At 72.0% G+C, this 26,712-nt stretch carries 24 protein-coding genes and 1 CRISPR repeat array (1 of these 25 only partly in view); of the genes, 14 read left to right on the forward strand and 10 right to left on the reverse strand.

Translation table 11 applies throughout. The features are described from left to right. The first annotated feature begins 93 nt into the window (after positions 1–93). The 4 genes from NBY69_RS20315 to NBY69_RS20330 all read left to right on the forward strand — a co-directional run bounded on the left by NBY69_RS20315 (position 94) and on the right by NBY69_RS20330 (position 3,118). Entirely contained in the window at positions 94–1,095 is a 1,002-nt protein-coding gene (locus tag NBY69_RS20315; protein WP_250302463.1) for an intradiol ring-cleavage dioxygenase, read from the forward strand. Between the two features lie 88 nt (positions 1,096–1,183). Further along, positions 1,184–1,474, forward strand: a complete 291-nt coding sequence (locus NBY69_RS20320) for a hypothetical protein (RefSeq protein WP_250302464.1) — start codon at positions 1,184–1,186, stop codon at positions 1,472–1,474. Continuing rightward, the gene (locus tag NBY69_RS20325) at positions 1,471–1,875 is read left to right on the forward strand and encodes a PIN domain-containing protein (protein WP_250302465.1); all 405 of its coding nucleotides are present in this window, start codon (positions 1,471–1,473) and stop codon (positions 1,873–1,875) included. Before NBY69_RS20320 ends, NBY69_RS20325 begins: the two co-directional genes overlap by 4 nt. A 430-nt stretch (positions 1,876–2,305) precedes the next feature. Continuing rightward, the gene (locus NBY69_RS20330; protein ID WP_250302466.1) at positions 2,306–3,118 is read left to right on the forward strand and encodes a L,D-transpeptidase family protein; all 813 of its coding nucleotides are present in this window, start codon (positions 2,306–2,308) and stop codon (positions 3,116–3,118) included. A gap of 84 nt (positions 3,119–3,202) precedes the next feature. On the opposite strand, the gene metG is transcribed toward NBY69_RS20330, so the two are convergent. From metG to NBY69_RS20350, 4 genes are all read right to left on the reverse strand, one after another. Beyond that, on the reverse strand, positions 3,203–4,828 hold the full coding sequence (metG, locus tag NBY69_RS20335) for a methionine--tRNA ligase (protein ID WP_250302467.1): 1,626 nt from the start codon (positions 4,826–4,828) through the stop codon (positions 3,203–3,205). A 159-nt stretch (positions 4,829–4,987) separates the two neighbouring features. After that, positions 4,988–6,760, reverse strand: coding sequence for a VWA domain-containing protein (locus tag NBY69_RS20340; RefSeq protein ID WP_250302468.1), 1,773 nt, complete (start codon positions 6,758–6,760; stop codon positions 4,988–4,990). Between the two features lie 134 nt (positions 6,761–6,894). After that, positions 6,895–7,185 (reverse strand): barstar family protein, encoded by a 291-nt coding sequence (locus tag NBY69_RS20345; RefSeq protein ID WP_250302469.1) that lies wholly within the window; start codon positions 7,183–7,185, stop codon positions 6,895–6,897. Between the two features lie 129 nt (positions 7,186–7,314). After that, positions 7,315–8,226: a LysR family transcriptional regulator gene (locus tag NBY69_RS20350; protein WP_250302470.1), complete on the reverse strand. Its 912-nt coding sequence runs from the start codon at positions 8,224–8,226 to the stop codon at positions 7,315–7,317. Between the two features lie 164 nt (positions 8,227–8,390). On the opposite strand from NBY69_RS20350, the gene snpA reads away from it, so the two are divergent. Further along, a complete protein-coding gene (gene snpA, locus NBY69_RS20355) occupies positions 8,391–9,056 on the forward strand; it encodes a snapalysin (RefSeq protein WP_250302471.1) in 666 nt (221 codons plus the stop codon). 254 nt (positions 9,057–9,310) lie between these two features. On the opposite strand, the gene NBY69_RS20360 is transcribed toward snpA, so the two are convergent. Together NBY69_RS20360 and NBY69_RS20365 are read right to left on the reverse strand one after the other, a co-directional pair. Next, a complete protein-coding gene (locus NBY69_RS20360; RefSeq protein ID WP_250302472.1) occupies positions 9,311–11,269 on the reverse strand; it encodes an FUSC family protein in 1,959 nt (652 codons plus the stop codon). A gap of 206 nt (positions 11,270–11,475) precedes the next feature. Next, on the reverse strand, positions 11,476–11,910 hold the full coding sequence (locus NBY69_RS20365; protein WP_250302473.1) for a hypothetical protein: 435 nt from the start codon (positions 11,908–11,910) through the stop codon (positions 11,476–11,478). A 266-nt stretch (positions 11,911–12,176) separates the two neighbouring features. Here NBY69_RS20365 and NBY69_RS20370 point away from each other — a divergent pair, with 266 nt between their 5' ends. Next, positions 12,177–12,593, forward strand: a complete 417-nt coding sequence (locus NBY69_RS20370) for a hypothetical protein (protein ID WP_250302474.1) — start codon at positions 12,177–12,179, stop codon at positions 12,591–12,593. A 12-nt stretch (positions 12,594–12,605) separates the two neighbouring features. Here NBY69_RS20370 and NBY69_RS20375 read toward each other — a convergent pair whose 3' ends face one another. Continuing rightward, complete coding sequence (locus tag NBY69_RS20375) at positions 12,606–13,889, reverse strand: hypothetical protein (RefSeq protein WP_250302475.1); 1,284 nt, start codon at positions 13,887–13,889, stop codon at positions 12,606–12,608. 191 nt (positions 13,890–14,080) lie between these two features. On the opposite strand from NBY69_RS20375, the gene NBY69_RS20380 reads away from it, so the two are divergent. Beyond that, positions 14,081–14,641, forward strand: a complete 561-nt coding sequence (locus tag NBY69_RS20380) for a GNAT family N-acetyltransferase (RefSeq protein WP_250302476.1) — start codon at positions 14,081–14,083, stop codon at positions 14,639–14,641. A 78-nt stretch (positions 14,642–14,719) separates the two neighbouring features. Here the strand turns inward: NBY69_RS20380 and NBY69_RS20385 are convergent, their stop codons facing one another. Next, the gene (locus NBY69_RS20385; RefSeq protein ID WP_250302477.1) at positions 14,720–15,811 is read right to left on the reverse strand and encodes a magnesium and cobalt transport protein CorA; all 1,092 of its coding nucleotides are present in this window, start codon (positions 15,809–15,811) and stop codon (positions 14,720–14,722) included. A 149-nt stretch (positions 15,812–15,960) separates the two neighbouring features. After that, entirely contained in the window at positions 15,961–16,737 is a 777-nt protein-coding gene (locus tag NBY69_RS20390; protein WP_250302478.1) for a uracil-DNA glycosylase, read from the reverse strand. A gap of 322 nt (positions 16,738–17,059) precedes the next feature. Here NBY69_RS20390 and NBY69_RS20395 point away from each other — a divergent pair, with 322 nt between their 5' ends. The 5 genes from NBY69_RS20395 (at position 17,060) to NBY69_RS20415 (ending at position 22,066) form a co-directional block, all read left to right on the forward strand. Continuing rightward, entirely contained in the window at positions 17,060–19,060 is a 2,001-nt protein-coding gene (locus NBY69_RS20395) for a translation factor GTPase family protein (protein ID WP_250302619.1), read from the forward strand. Between the two features lie 248 nt (positions 19,061–19,308). Then, positions 19,309–20,094 carry a ferritin-like domain-containing protein gene (locus NBY69_RS20400; protein WP_250302479.1) on the forward strand — a complete coding sequence of 262 codons (786 nt, stop codon included), beginning with the start codon at positions 19,309–19,311 and terminating at the stop codon, positions 20,092–20,094. After that, positions 20,091–20,987: a ferritin-like domain-containing protein gene (locus NBY69_RS20405; RefSeq protein WP_250302480.1), complete on the forward strand. Its 897-nt coding sequence runs from the start codon at positions 20,091–20,093 to the stop codon at positions 20,985–20,987. The genes NBY69_RS20400 and NBY69_RS20405 overlap by 4 nt, the downstream gene beginning before the upstream one ends. A gap of 73 nt (positions 20,988–21,060) precedes the next feature. After that, positions 21,061–21,486 (forward strand): cupredoxin domain-containing protein, encoded by a 426-nt coding sequence (locus NBY69_RS20410; protein WP_250302481.1) that lies wholly within the window; start codon positions 21,061–21,063, stop codon positions 21,484–21,486. An 85-nt stretch (positions 21,487–21,571) separates the two neighbouring features. Next, on the forward strand, positions 21,572–22,066 hold the full coding sequence (locus NBY69_RS20415; RefSeq protein ID WP_250302482.1) for a hypothetical protein: 495 nt from the start codon (positions 21,572–21,574) through the stop codon (positions 22,064–22,066). Here NBY69_RS20415 and NBY69_RS20420 read toward each other — a convergent pair. Continuing rightward, on the reverse strand, positions 22,029–23,369 hold the full coding sequence (locus NBY69_RS20420; protein WP_250302483.1) for an MFS transporter: 1,341 nt from the start codon (positions 23,367–23,369) through the stop codon (positions 22,029–22,031). The two genes, NBY69_RS20415 and NBY69_RS20420, sit on opposite strands and share 38 nt — an antisense overlap. Before the next feature lie 216 nt (positions 23,370–23,585). On the opposite strand from NBY69_RS20420, the gene NBY69_RS20425 reads away from it, so the two are divergent. Beyond that, positions 23,586–24,542, forward strand: a complete 957-nt coding sequence (locus NBY69_RS20425; RefSeq protein ID WP_250302484.1) for a LysR family transcriptional regulator — start codon at positions 23,586–23,588, stop codon at positions 24,540–24,542. 137 nt (positions 24,543–24,679) lie between these two features. Further along, positions 24,680–26,215: an alpha/beta hydrolase gene (locus tag NBY69_RS20430; protein ID WP_250302485.1), complete on the forward strand. Its 1,536-nt coding sequence runs from the start codon at positions 24,680–24,682 to the stop codon at positions 26,213–26,215. A 489-nt stretch (positions 26,216–26,704) separates the two neighbouring features. Beyond that, a CRISPR array of direct repeats spans positions 26,705–26,712; the repeat unit is 28 nt; it runs 1,369 nt beyond the window's last position.

Raw genomic sequence — 26,712 nt, forward strand, 5'->3', positions numbered from 1 at the left:
CCCGTCGCACGTTCGCAGCAACCCACAGCAACCCACAGCAACACACAGCTTCTTCCCAGGCCGGTGACAGGCGGGCTGCCTAAGGTCCCGCCCATGACTGATCCTCAGGAACCCACTGACAACAAGGACATGACCCGGCGCCGGTTGATCGTCGCGGCCGGAGCAGCTGCGGCGGCGGTCGGGATCGGGGGTACGGTGGCGGCCACCGCGTCGGCCGACGAGTCGCACGGGACGCCGGGCAGGGGCAGTTCAGGTTCCACCTCCTCTTCCGGCTCCGGCTCCGCTTCCGGCTCCCATTCCGGTTCCGGTTCCGAGGAGTGCTACCGGCTCACCTCGGAGGCCATCGAGGGTCCCTACTACATCGACGCGGACAAGATCCGCCGGAACATCACCGAGGACCGTGAGGGCATCCCCATGACCCTCCGTCTCCAGGTGATCGACGCCGACACCTGCACGCCGCTGCGGAAGGCCGCCGTCGACATCTGGCACTGCGACGCGCTGGGGATCTACTCCGGTTACGAGTCCGCCAGCCAGGGCGGCGGCACCCCACCCACGGGTCCCCCGCCCAGCGGCGCCCCCACCGGCGCACCTCCGTCCGGTGGTCCCGGTGGCGGTGGCGGTGGCGGTGGCGGCGGCCACGTGGAGCCCACCGACGACAAGCGGTACCTGCGCGGCACCTGGCTGACCGACCAGCACGGCTACGTCGAGTTCAGGACGGTCTTCCCCGGCTGGTACCAGGGCCGGGCCGTGCACGTCCACACGAAGGTGCACGTCGGCGGGAAGTTGACGGAGGCCGGGTACGAGGGCGGCCACACGTGCCACACCGGGCAGTTCTACTTCGACGAGAAGGCGGTGCTGGCCTCCGCCGCCGTCGCCCCGTACGCCACCAACACCACGCAGCGGACCACGCTCACCGAGGACAGCCTCTACGACGGGAGCGGCGCCACGGGCGGTCTGCTGCACCTGTCGTACAGGAAGGGCCACATCGCCCGCGGAGTGCGGGCCGAACTGACGATGGGCGTGGACCGGAGCCAGACCCACGACGGCACCGATGCCGGGGGAGGGCCGCCGACCGCGTCGCCTTCCGCCCCGTAACTCTTCGCCGCTCGTTCTCCCCCGGGAGGAATGGGTCCGCTGCTGCTGCCGAAAGGCCTCCGATCGCTCGATCGGGGGCCTTTCCTCCATGGAGCCGCAGGGGGGTAGTGCATCGCAGTACGCTCGTTGTACGGGTGACACGTCGAGAGTGACCATCACGCTTCCTACCGCGCAGGTGGAAGCGCTCAAGCAGATCACGGAGAACGTTTCCGGTTATGTCGCGGAGGCAGTCGCACGTCGGCTCCGCGGCGAGCTGATCGACCAGGAACTGGATCGCTACGAGCGTGAACACGGTGCGTTCACCGAGGAGGAACTGGCCCAGGCACGCGCCGAGATCTACGGCAGTTCCTCGGCGGGGGACGGGGCGGCAGCCGCGTGACCGAGCACGGTTTCCGGGTGGTCGTTCTCGACAGCGAGGGGCTTTCGGGATGGATTGCCGAAGACCGGCGGATCACGGGTCTGGTCAAGGTGTTCCGGCAGGGGAATGCCGATTTCGTCATCAGCGCCGCCACGATCATCGAGGTCACCCATGCCAAGGTGAACACCGCCAGGCTGAACTGGCTGCTCTCCCGTATCAGGATCGAGCCACTCACCGAGCAGGCCTCGCGCGCCGCGGCGGCGCTCCTCAAGAAGGCCTCGTTGCACGGCCACAAGTACGCCATTGATGCCATGGTCGCGGAAGTCGCGCTCCGCCAGGCCGGTCCGGTGGCCCTGCTGACCTCGGACATCGGCGGCATGCGCAAGCTCTGCGGGACCGCCGTCCACCTCGTCGGCGTGTAGCCACCGAGGGCAGGACAATCTCTCCGGGGCCGCCGTCGTGCGCCCCGTACGCGCCCCTTTCCCGCTCCCCACGCCGGCCGGCAGCAGGAACCGGTGAGCGGCTACGGCACTCTTTCCCGGTGCACGGGACATCTGATCGGCCACCCGCGCAGCAGCACGGGGGGCCGATCGGCGTATCCGGCGGCGGTCCGGTGACCGTGGCGGGCCCGTGTGCGCGGGGCGACGTCCCACGGTTGGTGCCGGACGTGCGGCAGGCTCTGGCCGACGCCCGTTTCGTCGCGCCGACTCCGCACGGCACCCCCGGCTGACTCCTCGGGCTGACCCGACAGACCCGGCACGCCCCGGCGGGCCCGGTCCGGTCCGATCTCGTCCGATCTGATCCGGCCCGGCCGGCCCGGCGTGAACCCGCCATGAAATGAAAGGCCCGTACATGTCTTTTCGCGGACTCCACCGACCGAACCGACTCCGCAGACTCCACGGATACTCGCTCGCGGCGGCTGCGCTGGTCACCGGCGGGCTGCTGCTCTCCGGGTGTGCGGGGCAATCCGGAGCGGTGGAGGACAAGGCCCGTGCCGCCGGGGAGGGTGTCGGTCACGCCGGGCCGCCCGCGCCCCGGCCGGAGCTCGCCAGGGCGGCGAAGCCCGTACAGGTCGAGGAGATCCCCGCCCTGGGCCCCAGGACCCGCAAGCAGATTCCGGGAACGGCCCGGCAGGTGGTGGTCGTCACCGGTGACGCACCGGACTCCGGCAGTTCCACGGTCGTCCTCTACACCCGGGACCCCGTCAAGGGCTGGCAGCCGGTGACCGATCCCTGGACCGCGCACAACGCGCTGCGCGGCTGGACGGCCGACCACCACGCGGGTGATCTCCACTCGCCCTACGGTGTCTTCGGTCTGACGGACGCGGGGGGCCGCAAGGCCGACCCCGGCACCCGGCTCCCGTACGACAGGGAGGGGTCGTTCATCGCCGCCGGTACGGGCTTCGACGGGGAGCCGCTGGCCGGGGCGTTCGACTACGTGGTGGCGATCAACTACAACCATGTGCCCGGCAGGTCCCCGCTCGACGGGGCCCGGCCGATGGGCGCGAACAAGGGCGGCGGCGTCTGGTTCCACGTCGACCACGGCGGCCCGACGCACGGCTGTGTCTCCCTGCCGGAGGGACGGATGAAGGAACTGCTCGGCTGGCTCGACCCGGCGAAGAAGCCGGTCGTGGTGATGGGGGACGTGTCCATGCTGGGGCGCTGACCCGGGCGGAGCGAAACGACGTACGGGAAGGGGCTCAGGACCGACCGGTCCTGAGCCCCTTCCCGTCGTGACGGAAGCCGTGCCCTACGCGGGCTTCTCCTCCAGGCGGGGGAACAGCACCGCGCCCTTCGTGACCGTCGCACCGGCCGGGAGTTGCCCCCAGGTGCCCGCGTCCTGGACGCGCTGCCCGGCGAGCGCGCCGAGGCCCGCTTCGGCGCCCAGCGATTCCCACAGGCTCTCCGAGGTCACCGGCATCACCGCGTTCAGCAGGACCGCGACACCGCGCAGCGACTCGGCGGCCGTGTACAGGATCGTCGCGAGACGCGCCTTGCCCTCCGCGGACTCGTCCTTGGCCACCTTCCACGGCTCCTGCTCCGTGATGTAGCCGTTGACCTGCTTCACGAAGTCGAAGATCGCCAGGATGCCGCCCTGGAAGTCCAGCTCCTCACCGATCAGCCGGTCGGCCTCGGTGACCGCCTTCGCGAGCCCGTCCTGGACGGCCTGCTCGGCCGCGCCCGGCGCCTCCGCGGCGGGCAGCGTCCCGCCGTAGTACTTGCCGACCATCGCGGCCACCCGGGAGGCCAGGTTGCCGTAGTCGTTGGCCAGCTCGGAGGTGTAGCGGGCGGTGAAGTCCTCCCAGGAGAACGAACCGTCGCTGCCGAAGGCGATCGCCCGCAGGAAGTACCAGCGGTACGCGTCCACGCCGAAGTGCGAGGTCAGGTCCTGCGGCTTGATGCCGGTCAGGTTCGACTTCGACATCTTCTCGCCGCCGACCATCAGCCAGCCGTTCGCCGCGATCCGGCCGGGTACCGGCAGGCCCTGCGCCATCAGCATCGCGGGCCAGATCACCGCGTGGAAGCGGAGGATGTCCTTGCCGACCAGGTGCACGTTCGCCGGGAAGGTCTCGTCGAACTTCTGCTGGTTGGCGCCGTAGCCGACGGCCGTGGCGTAGTTCAGGAGCGCGTCCACCCAGACGTAGATGACGTGCTTGTCGTCCCACGGCACCGGGACGCCCCAGTCGAAGGTCGAGCGCGAGATCGACAGGTCCTGGAGACCCTGCTTCACGAAGTTCACGACCTCGTTGCGGGCCGACTCGGGCTGGATGAAGCCGGGGTTGGCCTCGTAGAACTCCAGCAGCTTCGGGCCGTACGCGCCCAGCTTGAAGAAGTAGTTCTCCTCCTTGAGGATCTCCACCGGCTTCTTGTGGATCGGGCACAGCTTCTGACCGGGGAAGTCGGGCTCACCCTCGATCAGGTCGCCGGGGAGCTTGTACTCCTCGCAGCCCACGCAGTACGGGCCTTCGTACCCGCCCTTGTAGATCTCGTCCTTGTCGAACAGGTCCTGCACGAACTCCTGCACACGGTCCGTGTGCCGCTTCTCCGTCGTCCGGATGAAGTCGTCGTTCGCGATGTTCAGATGCTCCCAGAGGGGCTTCCATGCTTCCTCGACGAGCTTGTCGCACCACTCCTGGGGCGTGACGTCGTTCGCCTCGGCCGTGCGCATGATCTTCTGACCGTGCTCGTCCGTGCCGGTGAGGTACCACACCTTCTCGCCGCGCTGGCGGTGCCAGCGCGTGAGCACGTCCCCTGCAACGGTCGTGTAGGCGTGGCCCAGGTGAGGAGCGTCGTTGACGTAGTAAATGGGGGTCGATACGTAGAAGGCCTGCACGCCTTCGCTCGTCCCCTGCTTCTCGGATCCAGTGGCCGCCATGGTCGAAATCCTACGTGCCCGCGGGCACTGCCCTCACCTGGCTTTCGGGGACCGGGGACCGGGGACGAGGGTGGCGCTGGGAACGGGCAGGGGCCGCGAGGAGTGTTCCTCGCGGCCCCTGCCCGTCGTGCGCCGGTCGTGGTTCGGCTGCTGCGCCTGTTACTGCCCTGCCGGGTACCCGGCGAGCAGCCCCGCGTACAGCTCCGCGTCGGTCAGCTCGCGGGGGGTGGGACCCGCGTGGAAGAACGCGGCGTGCGGCACGTCGAGCTTCCGCAGGAAGTCGAAGGCCTTGGACTCGTGCGCGCCGAACGCCACGAACTGCCAGAAGATCGGCTTGTCCGCGACGTCGGCGATGGCCTGCTTGGCCACCGACTTGACGTCGGGGGCGCCGTCCGTCTGGAAGATCACCAGCGCGGGGGCGGTGGGGTCGGCGGACTTCTCGTGCAGCGCGACGACCTCCTCGACGGCCCGGTGGTAGCTGGTGCGCCCGAGCCGCCCGAGGCCCGCGTGCAGCTCGTCGACGCGGCCCTCGTACGAGTCGAGGGTCAGCTCGCCCGTGCCGTCGATGTCGGTCGAGAAGAACACGACGGGGACGGTGGCCCGCTCGTCGAGGTGCGCGGCGAGGGCGAGGGTCTGCTCGCCGAGGGCCTGCGCGCTGCCGTCCTTGTAGTACGGACGCATGGAGCCGGACCGGTCGAGCACGAGGTAGACGACGGCCCGCACCCCACTGAGCCCGGCCTTCTCGATCTCGGCCCCGGCGGCCTGGTACGCGGCGACGAGCTGGGGGGCGCGGGTGCTGAGGTCGGCGGGGGTGCTGGGGGCGTCGGGGGCGGTCCCGGCGGCGGTCGGTTCCGACTCCGGCTTCTGCTCCTGCTCCTGCTCGGTGGTTACGGGCTCGGGGTCGGCAGCAGCCGCAGGTGCGGGCTCGACGGCAACCGGTGCGGCTTCGGCCTCGGTCTCGGTCTCGGGCTCGACCTGGGCTTCCGCTTCGGCCTCCGCTTCGACCGTGGCCTCGGCCTCGGCCTCGGCCGGCTCGGGCTGTGCCTCGACGGCGGGCGTGGGCTCGGGCGCGGGTTCGGCTTCGACCTCGGCCTCCGCTTCGACCGTGGCCTCCGCTTCCGCCTCCGCTTCCGCCTCCGCTTCCGCCTCCGCTTCCGCCTCCGCCTCCGCTTCCGCCTCCGCTTCCGCTTCGGCCTCGACCGGCTCGGCCACGGCGGTGACCGGCTCGGGCGCATCCGTGACCGCCGCAACCGGCGCCGCCTCGGCCGCAACCGGCTCAGCAGTCTCCGCTTCGTCCGCGACGGGCTCGGCCTCGACCTCAGGCGCCGCCCCGGCCTCGGCCTCCGCCCCGGCCTCGGCCTCCGCCCCGGCCTCGACCTCCGCGTCGACGACCTCGGGCTCCGGCTCCGCGTCGTCCGGGGCAGCCCCAGCGGTCACCTCGGCGGCAACTGCCGCAGGCTCAGCGGCCTCTGTCCCGGTCTCCGCCTCAACATCCTTCTCCGGTACGGACTTCTCCGGTACGGCGACCGCGTCCTCGGGAGAACCGGCCTGGGCCGGAACCGTCGGCTCCGCCGGTCGCGGCTTCGGGTTGTCGAAGGCCTCCGCCACCAGGTCGGCCGCGATGCCGGGGGTGGACTTCCGCCTCGGCTTCGGCGTTTCGGCGGAGGCGGACTTGTCGGCCTGTGCCGGTACGGTCGCGGACGCGGTACCCGTACTCGTATCGGTGCCCGTGCCCTCCTTGTCGCCACCGGCCTTCTCCGTCGACGCGTTCCCGGTCGACGTCAGGACAGAGGCGGACGCGGGCGTCGTCACCGACGCGGTCTCCGCCGCCGGCTTCTCGCCCTGCGACGGCACGGAAGGAGCAGCCGACGACTCGTCGTACTCCGCGCGGTCGCGTCCAAACACCTTGCGCAGCAAGCTCCGAATGCCCATGGGCGAGACCTTTCGCAATGAGTCGAGTGCGAGACAAAGTCCGCGCCGGCGGGAGCTGATCCCTGGCCAGGGCGGACACGTAAGGTTAGCGACCGCTTTCGGCGATCTTGGGGAGGGTAGGGCCCGTTCCCCGGTCAGGGCTCCAGGTCGAGCCGTGCGCGCGTCGCGTCGGCGAACAGGGAGGACAGCCGTACGCCGTCCGGATGACCCGGTGCGAAGAGACCGGCTTCCCTGGCCCGTACGACCAGCAGCCCGTGTGCGTCCACGACTTCCGAGACGCCGCGGGTCTCCACCGTGTCCCACCAGGCATCCAGGTTCCGGCCGAACCAGTCGGGCAGGCCGCACGGCGCCGTCACCGCGTCCCAGAAGTCGTCGAGCGTGGCGAGCGGCAGAGTGCGCAGATCCACGACAAGTTCGGAGCCCATGGCAGCGGATCGTACGCGGTGCGCGCGGGGGTGAATTTCCACCCGGACTCTCCTGTGGCTCCCACGGGAACGGCCCTCACGCTCCGTGACGGCGGGCTGCCCGCGGGCGGCACCGGCACCGGGGCCGGGTCAGCCGACCTGGACCAGTTCCCCGTACGCCCCCGCCAGCTCCCCGTACACCACGTCCAGTTCCGCCAGGTCCGTCCCGGCTGCCCCGGTCCGCGCCGCGAGCAGCAGGCGTACCCCCAGCGGATCGCCGTGCAGCGGTCTTATCACCGTGTCCGGTCTGGGGCTGGTCGTCGGCTGGCAGACCGTGACGACCTCGCCGGACGCGACCAGGGAGAACGCCGTGAGGTAATCCCCGTGCAGCACCCGGGGGTTGAGGCCGGCCGCGCGCAGCATCCGGCGCATCCCGTCCCACTCCCCGTCCACCGTCGGATCGACCATCCACTGGTCGGCCGCGAGGTCCGCGAGCTTCACCACCGGGTCCGCCGCCGCCGGGTGGTCCGCCGCCAGGGTCACGAACTGCGGTTCGCGTTCGACGAGTACGCGGATCTCCAGGCCGTCCGGGACCCGCAGCGGACACCCCTCGACCTCGTGCACGAACGCCACGTCCAGCTGCCCGGAGGCCACCAGCCGCAGCAGGGCGTTGGCCGACACGTCCATGTGGAGGGAGGTCTCGGTGCCGGGCAGCCGGGTCCGCAGGCGGCGCAGCCAGCCGGGGATGGCGCGGTTCGCCGTCGCGCCGATCCGCAGCCGGGGTCCGGCCGCCCGCGCGGCGGCGGACTTCGCGTCGGTCACCAGGGACCGCATCTCCTCGATCAGCGGCCGGGCCCGGCTGAGGACGGTGCGCCCGAGCGGGGTGGGACGGCAGCCGGTGCGCTCGCGGGAGAAGAGCTGGCCGCCGAGCGAGTTCTCGATCCGGCGGAGCTGGGTCGTGAGCGAGGGCTGGCTCATGCCCAGCTCGCGGGCCGCCTTGTGCAGGCTGCCGCTGTCGGCGATGGCGCACAGTGCGCGAAGATGCCGCACCTCAAGGTCCATGAACCCAGAGCGTAAGCGCGTGTCACGGGCCGCACCAGACCATCAAATCCCCACCGATAGGCCCAAGTTATCGCCAGTTGCCATCATCCCCGGGGCCCGCTCGCGCAGCACACTCTGCGGTACCACCCGTTCACCCCCACACCGGACGAGTAGGAGCCCCCCACATGAAGCACCGTAATACGGCGCTCTCCGCCATCCTGGGCCTCGGTATCGCCGCCGCCCTCGGCACCGCAGCTCCCGTGCAGGCCGCCACCCCCACGGCGTCCTCCGCACAGCAGGCTGCCACCACCGCTGCCCACTACGTCGGCGCCCAGCAGGAAGCGGGCAACAAGGCCTTCTTCGAGGCCGTCATGAAGTCGGTCGCGAAGAAGCAGGCCGCCCACCCGAATCTGAAGACCGTCACCGTCGTCTACGACGCCTCGGGTGCGCCGACCTTCCAGAGCCAGATAGCCGCGAGCACGCAGATCTGGAACGCGGCCGTCTCCAACGTCAAGCTCCAGGCGGGCTCCAACGCGGACTTCAGCTACCGCGAGGGCAGTGACCCGTCCGGTTCGTACGCCTCGACGGACGGGCACGGCAGCGGGTACGTCTTCCTGGACTACGCCCAGAACCAGCAGTACGACTCCGTCCGGGTCACCGCGCACGAGACGGGACACGTGCTCGGCCTGCCCGACACGTACGACGGCCCGTGCAGCGAGCTGATGTCCGGCGGCGGCCCCGGCCCGTCCTGCACCAACCGGCAGCCGGACGCGCAGGAGCGTGCCCAGGTCAACGCCCTGTGGGCGAACGGCTTCGCCAAGGCGCTGGCCAAGGCTTCCAAGGTTTCCTGACGCCGCCTCCCCGGCGTCGGGCCCCCACCCCCGCGCCCGGCGTCACCTGAGGACGCCGGGCGCGGGTGACCTTCGTCGGGGTGGTACGGGGCGGTGATGGGCCGGGCCGGGCACTGCCCGGCCCGGCACCCGCATGTCCGGGCCCGTCCGGCCGCTCCGTTCGTCCCTGCTCTGCCCCGCCCTGCCCCGCCAGGACGCCCTGTTCGTCACCGCCCCTGTTCGTCACCGCTGTCGTTCGTCACCGCTGTTGTTCGTCACCGCTGGGGTGAGGCGATCTCCCGTGCCGCGGTGACCTCCTGGCGCAGCGGCGCCAGTACGCCGTTGTCGTCGCCCTTGATCCGGGCCGCGACGCGCTCCAGGGTGGCGCTGGAGCGCAGCCCCTGGGCCAGTTCCCGCAACTCCCGTGTCACCGCCCCGACTTCGTCGGGTGCCGGAGGCGTCGCCCCGTGGGTGACCCGTACCCGCGCCGCCGTCGTCGCGTCGACGATCCGCTCGGCCGCGACGACCAGCGGCCACCAGGCGGCGGCCCGCCGCCCGGTCGGCGGCGGTTCGGTCAGGGCCCGCTGGAACTCCGTCCGTACGACCGACAGGTCCCGGTAGAGACGGCGTCGCATCCGGGCCCGCGCGGCGTGGTCGGCCGGGTTGTCGCCCGCGGCGCCGCCGAACGCGCACTCGACATAGCGCGCGCTCTCCTCGACCGCCTCCGCGAGCCGGTCGCCGATCCGGGTGTGCCAGCTCTCCGGCCAGAGCAGATAGCCCGCCACCAGCGCGATCCCGCAGCCGATGAGGCTGTCGAGCAGCCGGGGCAGGACCAGGTGGAAGCCCAGGTGGTTCAGCTGGTCGGAGATCAGCAGGATCACCGGGGTGATGGCCGCGGTCTGGAAGGCGTACCCCTTCGCGGAGAACGCCGGGATCAGGGCCGCGAGCACCACCATCACCGGCACGTCCCACCAGCCGCGCGGCACGACGCCGAGGACCAGGGCGGCGGTGACCAGCCCGGCCGCGGTGCCGAGCGCCCGCAGGACCGCGCGGGAGAAGACCGAGCCGAAGTCGGGCTTGAGCACGAAGGTGACGGTCAGCGCGACCCAGTACGAGCGCGGGACCGACACCACCGAGACCAGTGACTGGGCGAGGCCGATGCAGAGCGCGAGCCGCAGGCCGTAGCGCCAGGAGGCGGGCGAGAGCAGGACGGTGAGCGCGGCCCGGCGGGCCCGTACGCCGAGCGCGGCGGGACGGCCCAGCGGGTCCTCGGCGCTGTGTTCGGGCTCGGGGTGGTCGACGACGGCCGAGGCGTGGCGCAGCGCCGCGTTCATGGCGCGGTCGGCGGGGCCCTGCGGTTCGGGGAGTACGAGATCGGGTACGGCGCCGGACCGGCCCGAGGCGACGACATCCGCCAGGTCCCGTACGGCGGCGGCGATTTCCGGGCGGCGCGAGGACCGGCCGTGCAGATGGGCCGCGGCTGCCGCTTCGATCAGCGGGACGAGCACGTTGAGCTGGGCGAGCAGCCGCACCATCGAGGTGCTGCGGCCGTGGTAGTGGGCGCGGCGGGCGAGGATCAGGTCGTAGGAGGCGTTCAGCGAGCCGGTGACGGCCTGGCGCCGGACGTCGTACGCGGGGGTGCCCGCGGCGGCCAGCAGTTCGGCGGCCGTGCGGTAGGTCGCGGCGACCGCGGCCCGCTCGGGTGCCCGTGCCCGCCAGGGCCAGCCGACCAGCGCCAGCGCCAGGACGAACAGCCCGCCGATGGTGAGCAGCAGCGGGGACTTCCACCAGGGGCCCGGCATCGGGAGTCCCGCGCCGACCACGGCGTTGAGCAGGAGCAGCAACCCGGACACGGAGGCCACGGCACCGATCGTGGAGATCATCCCGGAGATCAGCGCGATCAGGGTGAGCACGGCGACGGCGGTCCAGCCGTCGCCGTACACCAGCGTGCCGAGCATGACGCCGATCGCCCCGAAGCACTGCGGGACGGCGATGTTGAAGACCCGCATCCGGTACGCGTCGGCGGTGTCGCCGATGACGCCCGACAGGGCGCCCATGGCCACCAGCGCCCCGTACACGGGCTCGCCGGCCGCGAAACCGACGGCCATCGGCGTGGCGAGCGCGAGGCTCGCGCGGGCGACGGCCGCCCGGGGGATCGGTGCGGACTGCGGGCGCAGCCCCCGGATCAGCCACTCGGGAGGGGACAGCAGGGACTGCTGTCGGTTCTCACTCATACCGGCACACGCCCAGGTCAGCCATGGTCGACAACGTACGTCCCCCGGTACGGCGCCCGGCCGGACACCCCCTGCCCGCAGACCTGTCCGGCCGGGCAGGCCTGCCCGCAGACCTGTCCGGCCGGAACGAACGGCTCGTCGGAACGAACGGTTCGTCGGAACGAACGGTTCGTCGGAACGAACGGTTCGTCGGAACGAACGGTTCGTCAGTACGTGTGGTGCGCCCGGCCCGTCCGGTCGCCGAAGGCCAGCGACCAGATCACGAAGAGGCCGATCGCGATGCCGGTCAGCGCCCAGAGCGGCTGGTACGGCAGGAACATGAACTGCAGGATGACATTCAGCGAGGCCAGCACGATGCCCGCGGCCCGTGCGGCGGTCACCCCGGCGAGGATGCCGAGACCGGTCAGCGCGACCAGGATGCCGAGGATCAGGTGGATCCAGCCCCAGGAAGTGAGGCTGAAGGCGTACGTGTAGTTGTTGACGTGCGTGTAGACGCTGTCCTTGGCGATGGCGACGATGCCCTGGAGGATGTCGGTCACCCCCTCCACCAGCATCAGGACACCGGCGAACATGGTGCCGCCGGCGGCCCACCCGCTGTGCGGGGTGGTGCTGTGGTGCGGTTCTGCGGTCTGGTGACTCATGGTGGGCACTCCTCCTTCGGGGGAAACGCTGCCCTCATCATGCGGAGATACGTTCACATTTGTACGGTCTGTCGACTCCGCTACCGGCGAGGGGCGGGCCCCGCCTCCGGTCGCGACCGGCCGTATCCCCCGTTCCTGTGCGGCCCGTCTCCCTTCCACCCCCGGGTCCGGCCCGCACCCCGGTGCGTTACTCCGTTCGGGTTACGACTTGCCGGGAGGCGCCCGCGGGTGTGCGCTGGAGTGAGGGCGAGTGGAAGGAAACTGCCATGGCCACACCAGCGGCGTTCCCGGCGCGCAGGCCGGCTCACAAGCGCGTCCCGGCCCACCGGCACGGGCACCTCTCGACGGCGGCCGTGGCGGTGCCGGTCGTCCTCGGCGTCGTCTACGGCCTCTACTCGGCGTTCATCCTGAGCTCCGGACACGGGCTCAGCACCGCCCAGCTGGTACTCAGCGTGGTCTCGGGCGTCGTCCTCGCCGCGCTGTGCTTCGGCTTCGGCCGCATCCAGCACGCGCTCCCCCGGGAGCTCCGCGCGGCGGGGTACGGGCTGCTCGTCGGCGGCGCGATGGGCTTCCTCTACTCGATGACCGGGCACAGCGTGCTGCTGTCGTCGTTCATCGGCGCGGGGTTCGGCGCGGGGGCGCTGCTCGCGACGTTCTACGTCTTCTACACGCACGAGGACTGACGGCCGGCGGTTTCATCTGGCTGCTCTTCTATCGGGGCGAGCACGCTCCGAAGTAGCGCCGGTACCCGCATCCGGGACCCCGTCGTCGGCGAGCAGTTCCACGGCCGCCAGCGCGATCAGCGTGAGCAGGGCGATACCGGCCACCACCGTGAGGGTGGGGCGGTCCCACACCAGGTAGGCCGCGAGCGCGATGGCCACCACGGTCCCGTTCAGCCAGCTCCTGGCGCGCAGCACCCGGAGCCCGGCCCGCCCGGTACGCAGCCCCATCGCCTCGCGCAGGGCGCCGATGCCGCCCCGCCAGCCGGACCGCACCCGGGTGGCGACCCGGCCGGTGCCGCCCAGCCAGGCGGTGAGGGCGACCACGGCGCCGGTGACGGCGATCATCCGTACCGCGATGCGCAGGAAGGCCGTCAGCGCGTTGAAGACCGCCGCGGCGGCCGGGTGCGGGATGCCGGAGGTGAGGCGGTCCAGGTACTGGCTGCGGAAGACCACGAGACCCAGGCCGAGCAGCAGGGCGCCGCCCGCGATCAGCAGGGCGAGGGTGATCAGGGCGCGCCGTCTGCGGACCGCGAGGAGCACCCCGCCCGCGGCGGACAGCACGGTCGCCACCGGCAGCCAGGGCCCGACGGTCCGCAGCAGCCGGAAGCCGGTGCGGGCCCGGCCGACGGCCTCGGAGTCCACGAGCGTGAGCCGGGCGTGCACCGTGGGGATCTTCGACGCGACGGACAGCCCGTCGTCGAGCAGCTGCCGCTTGGCCGCTTCGGCGACCGGCGCCAGATCCACGGTCACCGCGGTGCCCCGGTCACTGGTCAGGGCCTTCTCGGCGGCGACGTGCGCCTCCCGGTTGAGCTGGGTCCAGATCGTCGCGAAGGCGGGTCCGGACACGAAGCTCCCCACCGCGCTGTGCACCAGGTTCCTGAGCCCGGCGGCGACCGGCCCGTCCAGCGCGCCGATGGCCGGATCCAGCGCCGACCGGTCGTCCGGGTCGACCGTACCGAGTAGCGCCTTGACGCTGACGTACTCCATGACGGCATCGGCGACCCGGTCGGTGACGGCCGCCCGGACGGCGGGGTCGGCGGCCAGCGGCCGCATCGTCGCCACGTAGTGGTCCCGGTCGCCCACCACGTCGCGGGCCCAGACGGCGGCGGTGGACACCGGGGCGAGGACCGCGGCGAGCACGATCAGCAGGACGGCGAAGAACGAGCGCAGGCGTCGCCGGGGCCGCAGCGGAGCCCGTCCCGTCGGCGTCGCCCCGGTCCGCGGCCCGTCGAGTGAGACCCGGGCGTCGTCCGTCACCTCTCCAGGGGAAGCCAAGGGCCGGGCGCCCGCACTCCGGGCGGCGCCATTCGGCCATTTCCGTCCGGCCGGGCCCGACGGCGCCCTGTCGGAGCTGGCCGTCGGCCCGTCCGGCGAGGCCGGATCCTGCACGATCCGTTTCCTTGGTCGCCGCGCGCTGAGACCATGACCGCAGGAGTGGGGAGGATCACATGACGCAGGTCTACATGCGACGCCTGACCAGGTGGCAGGCCGAGCAGCAGCGGGAGGCCGTCGCCGACACCTACGTCGAGGCGTACCGGCAGGCGCCCGGCGAGGAGTTCCACGACCGGCAGCAGTTCCTGGAGCGGTTCGCCGAGGACATGCAGCGCCCCGGCTTCGACATGATGGTGGCCGACGGGCCGTCCCTCGCGGGGTGTGCGTACGGCTACGTCCTGGAGCGCGAGGGCGCCATCTGGAACGGATTCCTGGGCGGGCTCCCGGTGGACGTGGAGGAACTGACCGCCTCCGGGCAGGTCTTCGTCCTCGCCGAGCTGATGGTGCTGCCGCCGTACCGGCGGCAGCGGGTCGCCACCCGGCTCGTCGACCAGCTACTGGTCCGCTCGCGGTCCGCGCTGATGACGGCCCTGGTGGAATCGGCGAACGATCCGGTCCGCGGGGTGCTGCGGAACTGGGGCTGGACCCGGTTCGGCGAACTGCGTCCGCCGGGGCCGGGGAACCCGCTGTACCAGGCGTGGAGCCACGAGATCCACCACGCGGGCAGCGCCGGGTAGCCGCCGGATCGGGGTACGGCGCTTCGGGCCCGGCACCGGATCGGGGTACGGCGCTTCGGGCCCGGCACCGGACCGGGCCTACAGCCAGCCGTTGCGCCGGAAGCCGCGCCGCATGAGCAGGCAGACGGCCACCATCCCGACGAGGGCCAGCGGATAGCCGTACCGCCAGTGCAGTCCCGGCATGTCCTCGAAGTTCATGCCGTAGAACCCGCACACCATGGTCGGTACGGCGGCTATCGAGGCCCACGCAGAGATCTTCCGCATGTCCTCGTTCTGGGCGACGCCCACCTGCGCCAGGTGTGCCTGGAATATCGAGTCGAGCAGCCCGTCGTAGGCGGTGATCTGCTCGGTGATCCTGGCGAGCCGGCCCGCCACATCGCGGAAGTACGTCCGGATGTCCTGGCTGATCAGCCCCTCGGGGCGGGCGATCAGCTGCTGGAGCGGCCGGTCCAGCGGTGCGACGGCCCGCCGGAACTCCAGGAGCTCCCGCTTGAGCTGGTAGATCCGGCCCGCGTCGCCGCGCGCCGCCTGCTGCGAGAAGACCGTGGACTCGACGGCGTCGATGTCGTCCCGCACGGCGTCGGCGACGTGGGCGTACTCCTCGACGACATGGTCGGCCATCGCGTGCAGGACGGCCGCCGGGCCCTTGGCCAGCTGCTCGGGGGACGCCTCCAGGTGCTCGCGCAGCGGGCCGAGCGAACCGCAGCCGCCGCGCCTGACGGTGAGGACGAAGTCGGTGCCGGTGAAGACGACCAGCTCACCGGTGTCGACGATCTCGCTGGTGGTGGTCAGCTCCTGGTGCTCGACGTAGCAGACGGTCTTGAACACGGCGGTGAGCGTGGAGCCGTACACGTCGAGCTTCGGCCGTGGGTGCGGGCGCAGCGCGTCCTCCACGGTGAGCGGATGCAGCCCGAGGAGACGGCCGAGTTCGGCCAGTTCCGACGGGAGCGGTTCGTGCAGCCCGATCCAGACGAAGCCGCTGCCCGCCTCGCGGACCTGGCGCACCGCTTCACCGGCGGGGCCGTCACCGGGCTGCCGTACGCCGTCCCGGTAGACCACGCAGTTGACGACGGCGCTGCCGAGCGGGGAACGGGCGGGGTGGCTGAGATCGACCGGGCGGGGATGCGGCCGTCGCACCGCGCGGCGCAGGGTGTGCAACGTCGTCGTCATGGGGCTGCTCCTTCGGCGGACCGCGCCAGTGTGCCACCGCCGGTGCGGGCGGCCCCAGCCGCGGTCGGGTCACGGCCGCCGGGGCCCGTCCACCGGGCCTGCGTCCACCGGATCCCCGCTCACCGGGCCCACGTTCACCGGGCCCCCCGTCACAGACCCGCGGCAGCCGCAGCCGTACGGAACACCTCTTCCAGCATCGGCATCGTCAGCCGTCCGGTGTGCACATTGCGCCGGCTGGGGTGGTAGCAGCCGAAGAGGCTCAGCTCCGCGCGGTCCCCCGTACCGGGGAGCACCACCCGGCTGCCGTGGCCGAACTTCGGCCGGGGCACGGGCAGTTGACGGCCCGCGTCGGCGAGTACGGGCAGCAGTGCCTGCCAGCCGAAGCCGCCCAGGACGACCACCGCGCGCAGCCCCGGACCCAGCAGCCCCAGTTCGGCAGCCAGCCACGGGCGGCAGGTGTCGCGTTCCGCCGGGGTGGGCCTGTTCCCCGGCGGCGCGCAGTGCACCGGGGAGGCCAGCCGGACACCGCGCAGGGTGAGCCCGTCGCCGACGGCGGTGGAGGTCGGCTGCGAGGCGAGGCCGACGGTGTGCAGCGCCTTGACGAGGAAGTCACCTGCGGGGTCCCCGGTGAACATCCGTCCGGTCCGGTTGCCGCCGTGCGCGGCGGGCGCCAGTCCGACGACGGCCAGTGCCGCGTCCCGGGGGCCGAAGCCGGGGACCGGCCGCCCCCAGTACGCCTGGTCCGCGTAGGCGGCCCGCTTCTCCACCGCCACCTGCTCCCGCCAGGCCACCAGCCGGGGACACGCCCGGCACCGGATCAACTGCGCGTCCAGTTCGCCGAGATCGGAGCAGCGGGGTGCCCGGTGGGCGGGGAACCCCGTGTCGTCGGCGGACGGCGGGCGATCCGCCGCGTCGGAGGTGGCCATCCCGCCACGCTAGCGCCGCGTTCGAGGCACCTCGGTACCCGGCGCGGGCGGGAAAAGCGGTCGCCGGGCCGGGGCGTGCCCTGTAACGTCGCCGGGCCGGTGGGGCTCAGGTCCCGCAGGAGTACGGATCCTCGGACAACGGGCCCCTCGGACAACGGGGTCTTCGGACAACGGGGTCCTCGGACAGCCGGGTCTTCGGACAGCAGAGTCCTCGGACAACAGGTGAACGGGAGACACGGAATGCGCCAGTGCAACGAAGCCACCAGGTCGTGTCTCTCTTCTCCCACCACCGAGGACTTCTGTGCCCGAGGCAACACTGAACATGGGCGTGCTCGCCCACATCGACGCCGGTAAGACCAGCCTCACCGAGCGACTGCTGCTCGACAACGGAGCCATCTCCGAGCTGGGCAGCGTCGACGCGGGCAGTACGCAGACGGACACCGGCGACATCGAACGCGAACGGGGCATCACGATCCGCTCCGCGGTGGCGCCCTTCACCGTCGGAGATCTGCAGATCAACCTCGTCGACACCCCCGGCCACCCGGACTTCATCGCCGAGGTGGAGCGCGCGCTGGCGGTACTCGACGGCGCCGTTCTGGTGCTGTCCGCCGTGGAAGGCGTACAGGCCCAGACCCGGGTCCTGCTGAGGTCGCTGCAGAGGCTGCGGCTGCCGACGCTGATCTTCGTCAACAAGATCGACCGCAACGGCGCGCGCCACGACAGCCTGCTGGACGACATCCGGCGCCGGCTCGCGCCGCACATCGTCCCGATGAGCACGGTGCGCGACCTGGGGACCCCGGACGGGCGCAGCACCGTACGGTCGCTGGAGGAGCCGGAGTTCCGCGCCGCGACGGCCGGGACGCTCGCCGAGAACGACGACGCGCTGCTGGCCCGGCTGGTGGCGGGTGAGCTGCCGTCCGCGTACGAGGTCCACGCCCTGCTGGCCGGACAGTGCGCCGCGGGCCTGGTGCACCCGGTCTTCTTCGGGTCGGCGCTGACCGGCCAGGGCGTCGCCGCCCTCACCGACGGCATCAGGACGCTGCTGCCCGTGCCGCGCCCGGACGAGGGCGCTTCGGACCCGCGCGGCACGGTCTTCGCGGTCGAGCGGACCCCTGCCGGGGAGAAGGTCGCGTATCTGCGGCTGTTCTCCGGCGAGGTACGGGAGCGGCGGCGCGTCAGCTACCGGCAGCGTGAACCGGGCGGCGGGACAACCGAGTTCACCGGCCGGATCACCGGCCTGGAGGTCGTCGGCGTTCCCGGGGACGGGCCGGTGCGCCCCGCGGACCGGCGGCTGACCGCGGGCAGCATCGGCAGGATCCGCGGTCTGTCCGGCATCCGGGTCGGGGACCGGCTGGGCGCATCCGACGGAACGTCGGAGCCGTTCCACTTCGCCCCGCCGAGCCTGGAGACGGTGGTCCGCCCGTGCCACCCCGGGCAGCAGGCGCGGCTGCACGCGGCGCTCCTCGAACTCGCGGACGAGGACCCGCTGATCCGGACCCGCACGACGGCCGGCGGCGCGACCTCGGTGCTGCTCTACGGCGCGGTCCAGCAGGAGGTCATCGCGGCCCGGCTGGAGCGCGACCACGGGGTCCAGGTGGAGTTCGAGCCGATCCGCCCGGTGTACGTCGAGCGTCCCGTCGGTACGGGGGAGGCGCTCCTGGGGTACGACCGGGGCGGTCCCACCGGCTTCTGGGCGACGGTGGGCCTGCGGGTCGAGCCCGCCCCACCCGGTACGGGGATCACCTTCACCCGGGACGTCGAGTGGGGCGCGCTGCCCCGCGCCTACCACCGCGCCATCGAGGAATCCGTCCGGCGCACCCTGCAACAGGGCCTGTACGGCTGGGAGGTGACCGACTGCGTGGTCACCGTGACCCGTACCGGCTACAACTCCCCGCTCACGGTCGCCGCGCACTTCCGCGGCCTCACCCCGCTGGTCCTGATGCGGGCGCTCAAGAGCGCGGGCACCCGGGTCTTCGAGCCGTTCCAGACGCTGGAGGCCGAGGTCCCGGAGGACGCGCTCAACGCCGTGGTCGCGCGGCTCGTCTCGCTCGGGGCGGAGATCACCGGCTTCACGGAGGCGGCGGCTGCCGGGACCGGTGACGGGACGCCGTGGCTGGTCACGGCGGAGATCCCGGCGCGGCTGCGGCAGAAGTTCACCCGGTCGCTGCCCGGACTGACGCAGGGCGAAGGCGTGATGTGGTCCCGTCCGGGCACCGACCGGCCGGTGCGTGGCGTGGCCGAGACGCGTCCGCGCTCCGACGGCAATCCGCTGGACATCGACGAGTACCTGCGTTTCCTCGCCGACCGCAGCCTGTCCGGCTGAGCCGGGGCCTTCCCTTCGGATCGGGCCTTCCGCTCGGATCGGGCCTTCCGTTCGAACCGCGCCGGACGCGCCGAACGGGCCGGACGTACTGAACGGGCCCGAGGGCACAGGCGTGGAGTAACCGACGCTCATTCGTTCGGGTACGGCTTGTGTCATTCGGGCCCACAGCGCGGGCGTCCGGCGCACCCCCTGCTGAAGGCTCGATCCGACACCCGTGCTGTCCGGCGCGGGGAAGGAGATGGGACGCGATGGGTACCGATCACATCGACACCGGGTTGTTGAAGGAGCTGACCGAGCAGTCGCAGGATTTGAACAGCGACGCGCTCCGGGTGACGAACGCCGCTCTGGCGGACTTCGCCGAATCCTCCGAGTCGACGACCCGCCACTGGTGGCAGCGCCGTGGCACTCTGCTGGGCGCCGTGGGTGCGGCGAGCCTGCTGGGCGCCGGACGGGCAGCCGCCGCCTCCAGCACCGACATCATGGCGCTGCAGACGGCCGCGTCGCTGGAGAACCTGGCGGTGAGCGTCTACCACACGGCCGCCGGGCTGCCGTTCATCAGGACCGGTAACAAGGCGGTGCTGGCCTTCATCACCAAGACCGCGGCGCAGCACACCGCGCACGCCCAGGCGTTCAACGCGGCGGCGACGAAGGCCGGTGGCAAGGAGCAGACGGGCACGGACCCGAAGTACGCCGCAGTCGTCAAGCAGACGCTTCCCACGCTCAAGACGTCGGCGGACGTGGTGAAGCTGGCCATCTCGCTGGAGGACGTGGCCGCGCAGACCTACACGAAGAACGTCGGGCAGGTCAACGAGACGAACCTGCGTCAGCTCTTCGCCTCGGTCGCCCCGGTGGAGGCCCAGCACCGGGCCACGCTGCTGGCCGTGCAGGCCCTGCTGGCCGACGGCGACACCAGCCTCATCGCGATTCCCACCGATGTCGCGAAGCTCCCCGCCTCCATCGGCAGCGTGGGCTTCCCCGACGCCTTCTACCCCACGAAGAACGCCTCGCCGGTCAGTGAAGGGGCCGTCAAATGAGCAGCAGCAAGGGCGGCTGGGAGCTGCCGATCAGCGAGGGCGAGCTGTCCCGTCTCACGCAGGGGATGGACGAGGCCCACCGGCAGACGCTCCCCGCGATGGCCGCTTCCGCCCGTGACCTCGCCGTCGAGATGCGCGATCTCAGGAGCGCGGAGCCGGGCCCCGAGCAGCAGGAGCAGGTGCAGGTGCAGCGCGTGCATGTGGCGCGCCGCCGCTTCCTGACGGGCGCCGGTGCGTCGGCGGCCATGCTGGCGCTGGCCGCGTGCGGGGGCAAGACCAATTCGGTGCCGACGGGTGGCAGCGCGTCCGGTTCGCCGTCGGCGGGGATGTCGCCGTCGATGTCCGCCTCCGCCTCGGCGTCCGCGTCCGCGTCGGGCGGGGCGAGCAAGTACACCGGTGACCTGAAGGTCGTCGCGCTGGCGGTGGCCCTGGAGAACCAGGCCGTGGCCGCGTACAAGGCGGCTCTCTCGGCCGCCAAGGCGGGCAAGCTCGGCACGGTGCCGCCGGCGATCTCGACGTTCATCACGACCGCGATGGCCCAGCACCAGGACCACGCCAACGCGTGGAACGGGGTGCTCTCCTCCGCGGGCAAGCCCAAGATCACCGGGGTGCCCCTGTCCAACCAGCCCGAGATCACCAAGGCGCTGGGCCAGGTCAAGAACGTCACGCAGGTGGCGCAACTGGCCCTCACGCTGGAGGACACGGCCACCGAGACGTACGTGTTCGCCACGTACAACGTCAAGAGCTCGGGCGGGATCAACACAGCCGCGACCATCGCCCCGGTCGAGGCCATGCACGCGGCGATCCTGCACTACGTGCTGGGCCAGTACCCGGTGCCCGACACCTTCATCAGCACCAACAAGGCTGCCAGTACCGCTCTGCTGACCGTCTGACGCGCTCGCCCCGGCCGGGTGTGCCCCACGCGCCCGGCCGGGGCCGGGCTGCCCCGAGACCACCGGAGACCCGATGCTCTTCCGTTCCCGCAGGACGCGCAGACCGCGCAGGCCCCGCGCCGCTGTCGCCGTCGTGACGCTGTGCATGCTGACCGCCGTCACCAGCTGTTCGAGCGGCAGCAGCTCGAATTCCTCCAGCAACTCGTCCACCGGACCGTCCTCGTCGTCCTCGGCGGCGAGCGGCTCGGGGACGACGATCACGATCCAGAACTTCGCGTTCCATCCCGCCGCCCTGACGGTCGCGCCGGGCGCGAAGATCACCGTGACCAACAAGGACTCGACCCCGCACACCGTGACCGCGACCGGCAAGAAGGTCTTCGACACCGGCACCATCGCGGCCGGGAAGACGGTCACCTTCACCGCGCCGTCGAAAGCGGGCAGTTACCCGTACATGTGCACCATCCACCAGTACATGAAGGGTTCCCTCACGGTCCGCTGATCAGCGGGGCCGTGTTCCTTCGTGCCGCGCTCCCTCGTGCCGTGTTCCGTCGTGCCGTGCTCACCCGTGCCGGGAATGGACAGCTATGCCCTCCGATCCCTACGTAACGACCCCCTCCCCAGCGGCGGACCCCGTCCGCCCCGTACACCGCTTCCTGCGGGCTCTGGCCCGGCTGCTGGCTGCCGCCGGGCTCGCCGTGGACGCCTATGTGCATGCCAAGCTCGCCGACCGCTACGACCCCATCTCGGCGAGCATCAGCCAGGGCGACCTCTTCCGCATCGAGGCCGGGCTGGCCGCGCTGGCGGCCCTGCTCGTCCTGGTCTGGCACCGCTGGATCTCCGATGCCTTCGCCTGGCTGGTGGCCGCCGGGGGGCTCGCGCTGCTGCTCGTCTACCGCTATGTGAACGTCGGCAAGCTCGGGCCCATCCCGAACATGTACGAGCCGGTCTGGTTCCACGACAAGTGGCTGGCCGTGATCGCGCAGGCGGTGACCATCGTCGCCGCCTCGTTCCTGCTGCTCACCGGCGGCTACCGGCGGCGCTTCACCGAACGGCGCCGGGCGCGTCGCCGGGTGGAGTGACCGCGGGGGCCGCACCGCCCGCCGTACCGTCCGTGCCCGTGACCGCGGTTGTACCCGCATCCGCATCCGCGGGTGCAGCCACGGGCGACGGGCGGGACGCGGCGCGTACCCGGCTCAGCGTCACCGCGCTGATCAGCGCGATCGCCAGCAGGCAGGCGCAGTACAGGGTGAGCCCGCCCCACTCCCCCGAGGAGTAGGCGATCCCGCCGACCGAGCCGCCGACGGCGCTGCCGATGTAGTAGAAGAAGAGGTACACGGCGGCCCCCTGCACCCCCAGCACGGTGGACCGGCCGCCCACCCAGCCGCTGGCCACCGCGTGGGCCGCGAAGAAGCCCACCGTGAAGATCACCAGTCCGGGGATGACGGCGCCGAGGCTCGGTACGAGCATCACCGCCAGCCCCGCCAGGGCGACGAGCAGCGCGGGCACCAGCACCCGCGGGCGCCCGTACCGGTCCACCAGGCGGCCGGCCGCGGCGGAGGAGAACGATCCGGCGACGTACGCGACGAAGAGCAGCCCGGCCGTCGTCTGGGACAGGTCGAACGGCTCCGCGATCAGCCGGAAGCCCAGATAGTTGTAGACGGTGACGAAGCCCGCCATCGCCACGAAGCCGATCAGGTAGAGCCTGAGCAGTGCGGTGTCCGGCAGGGCCCGGCCGATGGCGGAGGCCAGGGCGCGCGGCCGGGCCTCCCGGCGGACGAAGCGCACGGAGGCCGGTATCGACAGGTGGAAGACGACGGCGCACACCGCGGCCACCACCCCGACCGCCCCGATCGCCCACCGCCAGCTGCCGGTCAGGTCGAGGACACCGTCGGCGACGAGCCTGCCCGCCATGCCGCCGATGCCGTTGCCCGCCACGTAGAGCCCCATGGCCTGGCCCAGCGACTCGCGGTGGACCTCCTCGGCGAGGTACGACATCGCCGTGGCCTGGAGCCCGGCGAGCGCGAGCCCCTGGAGGACCCGGAACACCAGCAGTACCGGGTAGTTGGGCGCGAACGCCGCCGCGATCCCCAGCAGTGCGGCGGCGCCGAGCGCCAGACTCATCATCCCCGTCCTGCTCCAGGCGTCGGAGAGCGCGGTGAGCGGCACCACGGCGACGGCCATGGCGGCCGTGGAGACCGAGATCGTCAGTGACGAGGCGGCGGGGGACAGATGGAAGCCGGAGGACAGGGCGGGCAGCAGCGCCTGGACGCAGTACAGCGTCATGAAGGTGGTCATGCCGGCGGCGAAGAGCGCTCCGGTGGCCCGGCGGAATCCGGGTGTCCCCCGCATGTGTGCGGCAGGCGATATGGCCGAGTCAGTCACCTGCCGACGGTAGGCCGGGCGTTGATGATGCGTCCAATGCATGGATCGACCGGATACATTCCATATATGGAACGACCGAACCCGGACCACTTGCGTGCGGGCGACTCGCACGTGGACGGCTCACGCGTGGACGGCTCACGCGTGGACGGCTCACGCGTGGACGATTCGCACATGGATGCCTCGCTTGTGGACGGCTCGCGTGTAGCTGACTCACGCGTGGCTGATTCGCGTGTGGACGACCGGCGTCCCGCGTCCCCGTCCCTGGAGCCGCTGCTGGGGATGAGTCCCGACCTGGTGCGCTTCGCCACGGTGGCCCGGCTGGAGCATCTCTCGGCGGCGGCGGCCGAACTGGGCACCCCGCAGTCGACCGTCAGCCGCAGCGTCGCCCGGCTGGAAGCGGCGGTCGGGACGCCCCTCTTCGACCGGGAGGGCCGTGGGCTGCGGCTGACCCGTCAGGGCCGGGCCTTCCTCACCCGGGTGCAGCGGGGCCTGGAGGAGATCGCCACGGGCTGCGAGGAACTGCGCCTGGCCACCGACATGCCGGGCACGGTCGCCCTCGGTTTCCTCCCCGCGCTGGGCTCCGCGCCGGTGCCCCTGCTGGTCAGCTGGTTCCGTACCCGCCACCCCCAGGTCCGCTTCCAGCTCGTCCAGGACAACGCCCAGGGCCTCCTGGACCGGCTGCGCAGCGGTGAGGTCGACTTCTGCCTGACCTCACCGCTGCCCGACGAACCCGGCATCACCACCCTGCCCGTCGCCCGCGAACCCCTGCGGTTGGTCGTCCCGGCGGACCACCGCCTCGCGGGCCGCGCACGGGTCCGGCTGGCGGAGGCGGAGCACGAGGACTTCGTGATGGCGACATCGGGATACGGTCTGCGCCGCCTGGTCAACGGCCTGTGCGCGGCGGCCGGGTTCCCGCCCCGGGTCGCGTTCGAGGGGGCCGAGATCGCGACGATCCGGGGCTTCGTCGCGGCGGGCCTCGGCGTCGCGGTCCTCCCCCCGTCCCCGGTACCGGTGCCCGGCCTGGTCGACCTCCCGCTCGACGATCCGGGCGCGAGCCGCACGGTGGGCCTGACCCGGGTGACGTCCCGCAGCCGCACGCCGGTCGTCACCGCCTTCATGGACCTGGTGACGAGCCGCGCCCAGGAGTGCTTCGGGGAGGGGGCAGGGGTGTGAGGGGAGCGCAGGTGTCGTGCGGCCCGCGTCGGCTGCCGTACGCGTGAACTCATCGCGTAAGTAAGGGGGTTAACCCGAACGTCGATCGTCCAGTCAGTCGGATGGGTACCGGCTCTCTCTCCAACCACCCTTGTCCCATGCCTACTTACACCCGCAAGGGACTCGTCCTGGCGCTCTCCGCCGTAGCCGTCACCACCACCCTGACCACGACAGCCACCGCGACCACCGGCGCCGCCGACGCCCTCCCGGTGGCCCGCGCAGGCACCGCCGCCCCGGTCTCCGCCCTCGCCTGGCACCCCTGCGCCCAGCCCGGCGGTCCCGCCGACCAGGAGTGCGCGCAATTGCCCGTACCCCTCGACTACCGCCACCCGGACGGCCCGCAGATCGACCTCGCCGTGTCCCGCCTGCGCAGCGACCACCCGGCAGCGCGCCGGGGCACCCTGCTGGTGATCCCCGGCGGCCCAGGCTCGTCCGGGGTGCAGCGGCTGACGCAGAAGGGGGCAGCGCTGCGGGGGCAGTTGGCGGGTGCGTACGACATCGTCAGCCTGGACCCACGCGGGGTGGGCGGCAGTACGAAGGCGAGCTGCGGCCTCGACGCGGGCGACCGGCTGCTGACCACCCTCCGCTCCTGGCCCGCGCCGAACGGCGACATCACGGAGAACGTCGCCCGCTCCCGGCGTACCGCCGAGGCCTGCGACCGCAACGGGGGCGCCGTACTCCGCAGCCTCACCACCGTGAACGAGGCCCGCGACATCGACCGCTTCCGCCAGGCGCTGGGCGAGCAGAAACTGTCGGCGTGGGGTGTGTCGTACGGGACGTACGTGGCGGCGGTGTACGCCCAGAAGTTCCCGGAGCACACGGACCGTTGGGTGCTGGACAGCAGCGGCGACCCCGACCCCTCGCGCGTGGAGCGGGGCTGGCTGGCGAACATGGCGGTCGGCGCGGAGGACCGTATGCCCGATTTCGCGGCCTGGGCGGCCGACCCGGCCAGGGACGAGGATCACCTCCGGCTGGCTCAACACGCCTCCGAGGTAAGGCCGTTGATCCTCTCCCTGGCCCGGACCCTGGACCGTGAACCGAAGCAGTCGAGCACGCCGGACGTCCGCCTGACCGGCAATATGCTGCGCCAGGCGCTCCAGAACGCGCTCTACGACGACAGTTCCTTTACTCGACTGGCCGGCCTCGTCCAGGCGGCCCAGGACCCGGCCCGCACCCCGGACCTGACCCCCGACCTCACCCAGCCGCTGTCGGACGAGGACGCGGCGGTGATGATCGGGGTGATCTGCAACGACGTGAGCTGGCCGGGGTCGGTCGCTTCGTACCAGAAGACGGTGGCCACGGACCGCGCCCAACACCCGCTCACGGCCGGGATGACGGCGAACATCACCCCGTGCGCCTTCTGGAAGGACGCCCCGACGGATGCGCCCACCAGGATCACGGACCACGGCCCCTCGAACGTCCTGATGATCCAGAACCTCCGCGACCCGGCGACCCCGTACACCGGCGCCCTGAAGATGCGCGAGGCCTTCGGCGCCAGGGCCCGCCTGGTCTCGGTCGACCACGGCGGCCACGGCTCGTACCTGGGCAACGGAAACGCCTGCGGGGACCGCGCGGTGACGGACTTCTTCACCACGGGGGTTCGGCCGGCGGGGGACGCGTACTGCGCGGACTGAGGAAGCAGAGGGCTGCGGAGTCCCGGGCAGGTCGGCCGGTGACGCGTGCGTTGGCCTGCGGGTACGGGGTGTTGTCCTCGCGTGAGTATGGCTTGCTGGGACTGCTGACGGTGGTGCTCCACCAGGACCTGGCGACGGGGGCGTCGTCGGTGTTCTGGCGGGGCATCGCTTTGGACTTTCTTGGTCAGTGACGGGGTCCGGAGATGTCCACAACAGGACCCGGCACTCGGTACTGGTGGCCGAGTATCCAGGCCCGCCGCCCGCCGCCCGCCGCCCGCCGCCCGCCGCCCGCCGCCCGCCGCCCGCCGCCCGCCGCCCGCCGCCCGCCGCCCGCCGCCCGCCGCCCGCCGCCCGCCGCCCGCCGCCCGCCGCCCGAAGGGCTCGGATACGTCGCGGATGGTCCTGGCGGGGCGTCTTCTTATGTCCACACCTGGAAGTCAGCCTGGCTGCGCGGGTAGCAGCCGACACTTTGCAGGAGCAGCGCTGGATGGGGAGAA

Source organism: Streptomyces sp. A 4/2, from assembly GCF_940670765.1.
In the GTDB taxonomy this organism is placed as follows: Bacteria; Actinomycetota; Actinomycetes; order Streptomycetales; family Streptomycetaceae; genus Streptomyces.